This window comes from Planomicrobium sp. CPCC 101110 (assembly GCF_007859395.1).
Taxonomy (GTDB): Bacteria; Bacillota; Bacilli; order Bacillales_A; family Planococcaceae; genus Planococcus.
The window spans coordinates 19,500-25,471 of record NZ_VOHD01000003.1 but is presented as its reverse complement, the minus strand read 5'-3'; the positions used below and the strand labels follow the sequence as shown (position 1 = coordinate 25,471).

Annotated in this window: 9 protein-coding genes; 1 reads left to right on the top strand and 8 read right to left on the bottom strand. The window is 44.4% G+C overall.

All coding sequences use genetic code 11. From position 1 onward, the window contains the following. Positions 1 to 94: 94 nt before the first annotated feature. From rpsR to rpsF, 3 genes are read right to left on the bottom strand one after another with little or no spacing between them, the layout of a single operon-like run. Entirely contained in the window at positions 95 to 331 is a 237-nt protein-coding gene (gene rpsR / locus FQV30_RS00420) for a 30S ribosomal protein S18 (RefSeq protein WP_146498178.1), read from the bottom strand. Between the two features lie 55 nt (positions 332 to 386). Further along, complete coding sequence (ssb, locus tag FQV30_RS00415; protein ID WP_146498177.1) at positions 387 to 863, bottom strand: single-stranded DNA-binding protein; 477 nt, start codon at positions 861 to 863, stop codon at positions 387 to 389. Between the two features lie 46 nt (positions 864 to 909). Continuing rightward, a complete protein-coding gene (rpsF, locus tag FQV30_RS00410; protein ID WP_146497915.1) occupies positions 910 to 1,197 on the bottom strand; it encodes a 30S ribosomal protein S6 in 288 nt (95 codons plus the stop codon). A 174-nt stretch (positions 1,198 to 1,371) separates the two neighbouring features. Here rpsF and FQV30_RS00405 point away from each other — a divergent pair, with 174 nt between their 5' ends. Further along, on the top strand, positions 1,372 to 1,932 hold the full coding sequence (locus tag FQV30_RS00405) for a DUF3267 domain-containing protein (RefSeq protein WP_146498176.1): 561 nt from the start codon (positions 1,372 to 1,374) through the stop codon (positions 1,930 to 1,932). 13 nt (positions 1,933 to 1,945) lie between these two features. Here FQV30_RS00405 and FQV30_RS00400 read toward each other — a convergent pair whose 3' ends face one another. The 5 genes from FQV30_RS00400 to FQV30_RS00380 form a co-directional block, all read right to left on the bottom strand. Further along, positions 1,946 to 2,329 (bottom strand): gamma-glutamylcyclotransferase family protein, encoded by a 384-nt coding sequence (locus tag FQV30_RS00400; protein ID WP_146498175.1) that lies wholly within the window; start codon positions 2,327 to 2,329, stop codon positions 1,946 to 1,948. Positions 2,330 to 2,603: 274 nt separating this feature from the next. Further along, complete coding sequence (gene ychF / locus FQV30_RS00395) at positions 2,604 to 3,704, bottom strand: redox-regulated ATPase YchF (RefSeq protein WP_146498174.1); 1,101 nt, start codon at positions 3,702 to 3,704, stop codon at positions 2,604 to 2,606. Between the two features lie 84 nt (positions 3,705 to 3,788). Further along, positions 3,789 to 3,989 (bottom strand): DUF951 domain-containing protein, encoded by a 201-nt coding sequence (locus FQV30_RS00390; protein ID WP_106533335.1) that lies wholly within the window; start codon positions 3,987 to 3,989, stop codon positions 3,789 to 3,791. A gap of 13 nt (positions 3,990 to 4,002) precedes the next feature. Then, positions 4,003 to 4,911: a mechanosensitive ion channel family protein gene (locus FQV30_RS00385; protein WP_146498173.1), complete on the bottom strand. Its 909-nt coding sequence runs from the start codon at positions 4,909 to 4,911 to the stop codon at positions 4,003 to 4,005. A 23-nt stretch (positions 4,912 to 4,934) separates the two neighbouring features. Continuing rightward, entirely contained in the window at positions 4,935 to 5,648 is a 714-nt protein-coding gene (locus FQV30_RS00380; protein ID WP_146498172.1) for a DUF554 domain-containing protein, read from the bottom strand. Positions 5,649 to 5,972 lie beyond the last annotated feature (324 nt).

Genomic DNA, 5,972 nt, shown 5'->3' with positions numbered 1-5,972 from the left:
TGAACAAAAAAGCCGACGGCGGACAACTGCCTTCTCTTCATAAAAACGCGAATAAAAAAGAAGACCGGTTTCCCGGCCTTCTTGTGTTTTAATCTTATCTTTCTTCCGCAACAAACGGTAGAAGTGCCATGATATGAGCGCGTTTGATAGCGATTGTCAACTTACGTTGCCATTTAGCGCTAGTGCCTGTAACACGACGTGGCAAGATTTTTCCTCGTTCAGAAATGAATTTCTTCAACAAGTCAGTGTCTTTGTAGTCGATGTAAGTAATGTTGTTAGAAGTAAAATAACAAACCTTTTTACGTTTCTTTCCTCCGCGACGTGGTGCCATATCGAATTACCTCCTTTATAATAGAATGGGTTGTAAGCGCCAGGTTTAGCCTGTTTTAGAACGGCAAATCGTCATCCGATACTTCGATCGGGCCGCTGCCGCTTGAAAACGGGTCTTCGTCTACACGCGTATAGTTTTGCTGACTTGGATTTGGCGATTGGTTCTGCTGATAGGACGGTTGTCCTTGTGAACGATCTGCACCAGCACCAGAGCTTTTTGGTTCAAGAAATTGAACGCTATCTGCCACTACTTCAGTCGTGTACACACGTTTTCCGTCTTGTCCCTCGTAGCTTCCAGTTTGAATGCGGCCTTCCACACCTGCCAAGCTTCCTTTTTTCAGGAAGTTCGCTGTGTTTTCAGCTTGTTTGCGCCAAACGGTACAATTGATGAAATCCGTCTCTTTTTCACCCGAAGCGTTGGAGAATGTCCGGTTTACAGCTAGTGTAAAACGGGCAACCGCCGCTCCGCTTGGAGTGTAGCGAAGATCAGGATCTTTTGTCAGTCTTCCGACTAAAACAACTCGGTTAATCATCAGAATTCAACCCCCTTTAAGTCAAAATTATGTTCAGGTCCATAGCTTACGCGTCTTTGCGTACTGCGATATGGCGAATAATGTCTTCGTTAATGTTCGCAAGACGTGTGTATTCGTTGATAGCTTCAGAACCAGCGTTAACTTTTACGATTTGGTAGAAACCTTCACGTAAATCGTTGATTTCATAAGCTAAACGACGTTTACCCCACTCTTTCGACTCGATGATTTCAGCACCGTTAGAAGTTAAGATATCGTTAAAACGCTCAACTAGAGCTTTTTTCGCTTCCTCTTCAATTGCAGGCTGAATTACGTACATTAATTCATACTCTCTCATCGTGTTGTCACCTCCTCATGGACTTGGGCCCTACTGTTTCCAGTGGGCAAGGAGCAAGCAATTCATATTATTACTCACATCAATGTATTGTAGCATAAAGAGCGAACCTCCGCAACTATCATTTCCGCAGCAAATTTCGGTATACTTTTTACAAACATGGAAAGAAGTGAGCCTATGCAACCGGACCGTATTATCGAATTGAAAATGGAAGAAGTGGCGCCAAAATATTTATGGATAAATGGGCTGCTTTTGGTTTTGTTTGCGGCCGCCTACCATTTCTTCGTCGAACCGTTGACTTTCCACTTTTCCTTTTGGGGCATCGCCTTTTTTATCCTCGGTTATTTGGCATTGATCGTCCTTCATGAATTGTTTCATCTGATCGGCTTTGTCGTATTCGGGAAAGTCGCCATCTCTTCTTTGAATTACGGAGTCGACCTGAAGCTCGGCATCGCTTTTGCTACATCCACCACGCCCGTCCAGAACAAAGCCATGCGCAAAGTTTTGCTGCTTCCTTTCTGGACCACTGCGGTCTTGCCGACGCTTGCAGGATTTTGGCTGCAGAACCAAGTATTGGTCCTGCTCGGTGCCATGCTTGCCGCAGGCGCTCTCGGAGATTTCTGGATGTACCGAGAGCTGTTGAAAGTACGCAAGGATGCTTGGGTGCTCGACGACCCCGCGTTGCCCCGGTTGAACATTTACGAAAACCATCCAAATAAAAAAAGCGCTGATTTATAATCAGCGCTTTTGCTTAAACCAGCAAAGAATGCGATACGTCCCAGACGCCGCCTGCAACTTTTGTTTTCAGCAACTTCGGATCTTTAGCGACATAGACAATCGCTTCAATTGTGTCCCCATTTGATTCGACTGTTGCGGTCACCTTATCGAACAAATCAGTTTCTGCTCCCCCTGTATAGCCTTCCAGGTCATCAAGAGCCGGCCATAATTCATCCGGAATATCGTAAATTTCTCCTGTTATCTTGCCTGGCTCAGACAGGACTGCTGCCGGATAACCCAAACCGGAATCATATATAATGCCATTCGCCACTGCATATTCTGCAACTAGCGTAGCTTCATCTAAATAACAATGGTACTTCCCGCCTTTTTTCAGCGAGCCATACACGAACATTTTCATGTGTAGTCCTCCTATAAAAAAACCGGATGCTATCGGTGCACCCGGTATGCTTTCTTATCATTTTACTTGATTTTTATCATATTTTAAATGATTTTGCTTCGATTTCAAGACTTTTATGTTTCTTTGCAATGCAAAAGAAAAAGGCGCCAGAGCTAGATACATCTAACTTTAGCGCCTTTTCCCCGGCTTTATGAAGAAATTTGGCAAGAGAACTTTTATCTTTTGTTCACCATTTTGCCTTATATTACATTGACCTGTACAGCCGGTTTCGCTTTTAAACGTTAAATCTGAACAACATAACATCGCCGTCTTTGACGATATATTCTTTTCCTTCTTGGCGGACTTTCCCGGCTTCTTTTGCAGCAGCCATCGATCCCGCTTCCACAAGATCTTCGTAAGCTACCGTTTCGGCACGGATAAAGCCGCGTTCGAAATCAGAGTGGATAATGCCGGCACATTGCGGTGCTTTCATGCCTTTTTTGAATGTCCACGCCCGGACTTCCTGTACACCTGCTGTAAAGTAAGTGGCAAGGCCGAGCAAATTGTAGGAAGCCTTGATCAATTGGTCCAAACCGGATTCTTTGATGCCCAATTCTTCAAGGAACATTTCTTTTTCTTCTTCTTCCAAATCAGCCATTTCTTCTTCAATCTTCGCACAAACGACAATTACTTCTGAATTTTGTTCAGCCGCATATTTACGTACTGTTTGAACATACTCGTTATCATCGGCGTTTGCGATTTCGTCTTCTGCCACGTTTGCCACATATAGCATGGGTTTAAGCGTCAAAAGATTCAAGTTCTTCGCAATGCGCAATTCGTCTTCTGTAAAGTCGATTGAACGTGCCATCTGCCCTGCTTCAAATGCTTCGCGCAATTTCATCAATACCGGCTCTTCTGCAATGGCATCTTTGTCTCTTTGCTTAACTAATTTGGCTGCGCGGGCAATGCGTTTCTCGATGCTTTCCATATCGGCTAAGATCAATTCTAAATTGATAACTTCAATATCTGAAATCGGATCTACTTTACCGGATACATGCGTAACGTTTTCATCTGCAAAACAACGGACTACTTGGCAAATCGCATCCACTTCACGGATATGGGAAAGGAATTTATTTCCCAAGCCTTCACCTTTGCTGGCGCCTTTTACAATTCCAGCAATATCAGTAAACTCAAATGCTGTAGGAATGGTTTTTTTCGGAACGACCAGTTCCGTCAATTTGTCTAACCGCTCATCCGGAACTTCAACAATTCCGACATTCGGATCTATAGTACAGAACGGGTAGTTTGCTGCTTCAGCGCCCGCCTTTGTAATAGCATTAAATAATGTGGATTTCCCCACGTTTGGTAACCCTACAATCCCTGCAGTTAATGCCATAGGATTCACGACCTCTCTTCTCGATCACACGATTTTTTTCGCAACCCTTTCATTATAGGAAGGAATTGCCGACTTGTCCATTGTTCATTCCGTTTCGGCTTTTACCAATACTTTTTTCATTTTCTTGTTGAAGTCAATACGCGGAATCATCACGCTATGCTGGCAGCCTTCGCACTTGATCCGGATATCTGCTCCCATGCGGATGATTTTCCAGGCATTGGCGCCGCACGGATGGCCTTTTTTCATTTCCACAATATCATTCAAGCCAAACTCTTTCATCTCCATATGCCCGCCTCCTTTATTTTTTAAGATTATCTGTTGAGCGCTGCATCATGACCATATGAGGAAGCGGAACCTCTACGTTATTTGCGTCTAAATATTCCTTTAGATCGCGTCTAATGCCGCGGGCCACTGCAAAATGCTGCATCGGCAGCGTTTCAGCTACCACCCGGACCACCATCTCAGTCGGCGTCAGACTCTGGACTCCGAGAAATTCTGGCGGTTTAATAATTTGTTCGTATTTTTCTTGCAGCGTTCCCAAAAATTCCTGAATAAGCAATTCTACTTTCGTAATATCAGCATTGTAAGCAACATTAACATCCACAACCGCAATAGAGTTGTTTATCGAAAAGTTAACTACATCGGTTATATTGCCATTCGGAAAAATGAACAATTCGCCAGTATAGCCCTTTATTTTTGTTGTGCGCAAGCCAATTTCTTCGACCGTTCCTTCTGCTGCCCCGATTCGGACAAAATCCCCTACTGAAAACTGGTCTTCAAAAATGATGAAAAATCCGGTAATGACATCGCGCACCAAGTTTTGCGCACCAAAACCGACCGCTAAACCAAGTACCCCGGCCCCTGCAATCAATCCCCTGACATCAATATTGAATGACGAGAGAACTGCAATGATAGCCATAAAATAAATCACATATGCCGTAACATTTTCCAGTAGTTTTGATAACGTCTGCTGGCGGCGCTCATTATATTTAAGAGGTCCTTTGATGCGGACTGCAAAGCTTTTCCGCACTATCATTTTCAGCAGCCTGACAATAATGCCTGCCGCTATTATAATGACCACTACTTTTAGCGCCACTGTACCAACATCAAACCATAATTCCTGATTGAATATTACCTCTTTTGTTTGTTCTGTTGCCTTTTCCAAATCTTCTGTAACCGTATCTAAATTTGTTTGCTTTGTACTCATTTTTTCACCTTCCCAAACTCACCTTACATTAAGTTGAATTGATACATCACCGTGACAATGCAACCTACTACTAACACACCCGGCAGTAAATTCGCTACCCGAATTTTCGTAAGGCCTATCATATTCAGGCCGATAGCGACAATCATTACACCGCCTGTAGCCGTCATTTCCTTTATAAACAAATCCAATGCCGCTTCCGGAATGATCAAGCTGATCTGGGTTGCAAGCAATGCAATAAGCCCCTCATAAACAAAAACAGGAACTGCCGATAACAAGACGCCAATGCCTAATGTTGAAGCTAATATGATGGAAATGAATCCGTCAATAATGCCCTTTGAAATCAGGACGCCGTGTTCATTGCTCAAGCCGCTTTCAAGCGCCCCAATAATTCCCATCGCCCCCATGACGTACATCAGTGTAGCTGTGATAAACCCTTGGGCAATGCTGCCTTTGCTTTCTTGGAACGCGAGTTTTCTTTCAATCCAATGGCCAAAGTCATTCAGCTTTTGATCCAAATCCGCCCATTCGCCAAGAACTGCCCCAATAACCAAACTGATTATAACAACTACAAAATTTCCGCTTTCAAATCCCATTTGCAGCCCAAGAACCGTTATTGCTAAACCGATGGCATACATGACCGTTTCCCTTATCTTCTCAGGGATGTTGCGCAGGGCTCTGCCGATTAACGTCCCTACAACAATGAGTATTGCATTGATCAAAGTCCCCAAGAGAATCATTCATTAACTCCTTTCTCAGACACTCCTGCTTTCTCCCTACTTTTCAGTCGCCTTCGCTTTTCTCTTGTCCAGATTCCGGCTCCTAGCCCCTCGAGGTCGCTTCGGTCTTGCCACTATGGCAAAAAACGCCATAGTTTCAAGCCCTCCAGCGCTTGTCGGGGCTAAACAGTCGCCTTCGCTTTTCTCTTGTCCAGACTCCGGCTCCTAGCCCCTCGAGGTCGCTTCGGTCTTGCCACTATGGCAAAAAACGCCATAGTTTCAAGCCCTCCAGCGCTTGTCGGGGCTAAACAGTCGCCTTCGCTTTTCTCTTGTCCAGACTCCGGC